Source organism: Sessilibacter sp. MAH3 (assembly GCF_054658275.1).
This window is the reverse complement of record NZ_BAAGIE010000060.1, coordinates 1-3,586: the sequence shown is the minus strand read 5'-3', so window position 1 is coordinate 3,586 and position 3,586 is coordinate 1. Positions and strand designations below refer to the sequence as shown.

Here is a 3,586-nt window from a genome sequence, read left to right as displayed (position 1 = left end):
ATATTAGATTATTCATTGATAAACGGTATTCTCAAATAATAATCTAAATATTTTTAGGTTAATCAGAGGTTCCTATACCTATAGATTTGCTTTACACCTTTGCTCAATAGCTGATCATGAAATTTAGGTATAGCACACATGACACTCGTAAAATTGCTTTTCAGTCGGCCTCGATGCTCAGCTTCACTATACTCAGGTATGGCAGCGAGAATTGTGTAGTCGACGATAATGTCAAGTGAGTCCGAGTACACTCGCTCCATTCGAGTATATTCGTCCACCATTCTGGGACTGCCTTTACTTGCGATAGCGGCGAAACTCTTTGCCACATCGATAGTTAATGTATCTGGGCTCTCTGCGTTACAAACCATAAAAGGCAAAAGTAACGTCGCAGCCATCACTGTTCTTAATTTATTTTTCATCCATTTCTTAGGCACTGAATCTAATACTCACATAACGCCTTGGTAAGGGGCAGACAAAGCGAAGCTTTGGCTGTCCCGTGGAAGCCCGAAGGGCTGGAACGAACTTAACCAACTTGTTATGCATTGTTGGTTGCCTTTATACGCTGAATTACAAATAAGCCAAGCGCAATGGTTAATGTGTAAATAAACGATAACACTGAGAATATGATGATGCCCGAGATTAACCCACCTTCGAATTCTATTTTTAGAGCAAAGACTGTAACCAACGACAAAATAAAGCAAATGAGAGTCATTAGGTAAGGGCTGCGTTTGAAATATGTTGGCATAAAACGCTTACATAGTGACCATATTAATAATGAAGGCGCTAGGAATATAGCTTGAAGAGTTAGGCCGAAGATGAAAAACATTAGTCTGATTTACTCACGATGCATAACGCCGCCATAATTTGCCGCTTGAAGCGCAGCGTAAAGCGGTCAAATTGATGGCTTTGTTAGGCGCCATTGCAAAAGCTGTAGAATATACTTGCTAAAGGGTTACCATAACCCCAAATGAACGTACCAATCACAGCAAGCCCTACTTCAATATGTGTATACCTTTTCCGCTGTGCTTGTATACGCTTTTTAGCTTTCTCTTCGTCCACGTTGTAATAAAGTACTAACTTTACTTTTGAGAAATCTGTTTCAGAGGTTATTGGCTCCAAGGTTTCTTTGCACTTTTTCTCATAATCTGCCATCTTTTGGATGAACTCTTCATCTCTATCAACCCTGTCGCGCCAGAAAAAGCATAAAGCAACAATAACTATGAGAGAGCCTGATCTTTCCAACCATTGCCAATCTGATTTAATAAATGACAAGGCAAAGCCAAATAAAATACACGCAAGAGCAGCAAGAAAAACTTTCCACTCATATTTATCTTTGGGATACATCGATGCTCCTTGCCGCCTAACGCCCCGCTAAACAGCGAGCCACGTAGTGGCGAGTCCAAGGCAAAAACTTGTTTTTGCCTGATGTTTGAGCGGTTTGTTATACGTTTTTAACATAACCAACCTTCACCACCATTGTTGAATTTACTGCTTTAAAATGCAGGCCAATAAACTAAAAATTTACCACAGTTTGACGCGGACTATGAAGAACGAACGAGATTAATTTTCAGACCGAAAGATGCAAAATATTGGTTACCACGTTAGCCATTTAACACTTTAGTTTACTGAAGTTTCAACTACCAAGAATGACAAACTTCAGCGACAAAACAGTTCTTAAATTCACCAAGAATAATACAAAGAATACGTATAACGCTTTGCTTTGCGGCGCGCGTTAGCACGTCCGGTGAAGGCCACGCCTTTTGTGGCCGGAACGAATAAGAGCAACTTGTTAGAACAAGTACAAAAATAGCTATTTTGCAGCGCTAAAGGCGTACCACTAAACATTTGAGCCACCTTACTTTCTACAACCAAGTTAGCCAATTTGAGCCACGAAGAGCGAAACCACCCGGCTTTACGCGACCACTTTGCTAATTGAAACCACGAAGAGCAAAACTGCCCAACGTAAATCCACTTTTTTAGTACAAATTGGCTACCACGATTTTGTAGCTGCCAATATTTTGCACTTTACTTAAAAATACTAAGAACCAGAATTTCCAGTTTACGTAACACCTAAAATTTACCACTGATAAAACCACTGAGCAGTTCTAACTGCTGCTATAAATTGCCGTTTGAAGCGACGCGTAAAGCGGTCAAATTGATGGCCTTGTTATACGTATTTTTACTCTTCGCTTGGGCAGAACACTCAAATATTTTGATTGGACCATATACATTACCTGGAAAAAATATATAGGTATTACTATCATTGCCACTAGCAGAAATAATTCCTTTCTTTTTTCAATTGTCAAAGACTCCATGCTTGTTTCAAGATCAATTGCTGTACTAATTATCTCAGTTAGAACGACAAGGATAGAAATTATATACAGGATCAAATAGGAGTAGTTCTTTATAATTTCTCTTGTTACTGAAGATCATCAAACCTTGTTCTTTTAATCTTTCTAAGTCGATTAAATCGTAATCTGAGGAAAAACCTTCTTGCCACGAAAGTGGTATTTTCAGATAGAATTCCCAACAATGTAGGGATCCATTTTTTAATAAGTGCGGAAATAATAAGCGCCATGAGAATGAAAAATACACCCGTGAACCACCATGCAGGATTTTGTGCGTTGTTCAATATTTCTTCCATGTGCCCTCTTTACGTATAACGACCAGCTAAACCGCCGGAACGAAGTTGATTGTTTTGTGCGAGCGTAGCGAAAAAACACAAAACGAGCAACGCAGTGGAGGTCGGTTTGAGCTGCTTGTTAGAACAATTGTAAAAATAGCTATTTTGCAACGCTAAAAGTGTATTACCAAACATTTAAGTTACCTTACTTTCTGCGGACAAATTTACCAATTTGAGCCACGAAGAACGAAACCACCAAACTTTACGCGCCACCTTACTAACTGAAACCACGAAGAACAAAACTGCTCTGCCTCACGCAACCACTTCACTCATTGAAACTAAGAAGCGCAAAACTGCCCAACTCACATCTACCTTTTTACTAAAAATTAACTACCACGATTTAGTAGCTGCTAACATTTTGCACTGTACTTAAAAGCGCCAAGAACGAAAACTTTCAATTTACGTAACATCTAAAATTCACCACTGATTAAAACCACTGAATGGTTCTAACGCCTTGCTAAGGGGCGCCAATGCAATTGGCGTCCCGCGGAGCCAGCTTTAGCTGGCGGAGTGTACTTGAGCAACTTGTTATAAGGCATTACTCAAAGCACCTTTTTATAAAATAACCACACACCCACGCTAGCCCAAGAAATATGACTGATATTGCAAGCAAGCCAAAAGTAGCACCGACCAACTGTAAGGTGAACTCTTTGTCTGTAGATGCAAGCTCTGTCACTAAAGCCCAGACTAGGCTTACACCGAAAACGCTAAAGACTATGAGACCAATAAGCATAGAAAAGAAAACTAAAGGCTTTTGTAGCCTCTTAAACTGGATGCCTAATAGTATTGCTTCGATTAATCCCATTGCTAAATCTTGGTTGCCTTATAACGCTTTGCTAAGGGGCAACCGAAACGCAGTGTAGGTTGTCCCGCGGAGGCCACGCTTTTTGTGGCCGGAGTGAA

At 40.0% G+C, this 3,586-nt stretch carries 2 protein-coding genes; one reads left to right on the top strand and one right to left on the bottom strand.

What is annotated here, in order from left to right:
• Positions 1-228 precede the first annotated feature (228 nt).
• Positions 229-465: a hypothetical protein gene (locus ACYQ2C_RS18500; protein ID WP_460104653.1), complete on the top strand. Its 237-nt coding sequence runs from the start codon at positions 229-231 to the stop codon at positions 463-465.
• A 444-nt stretch (positions 466-909) separates the two neighbouring features.
• On the opposite strand, the gene ACYQ2C_RS18495 is transcribed toward ACYQ2C_RS18500, so the two are convergent.
• Positions 910-1,344: a hypothetical protein gene (locus tag ACYQ2C_RS18495; RefSeq protein WP_460104652.1), complete on the bottom strand. Its 435-nt coding sequence runs from the start codon at positions 1,342-1,344 to the stop codon at positions 910-912.
• Positions 1,345-3,586: the final 2,242 nt, after the last annotated feature.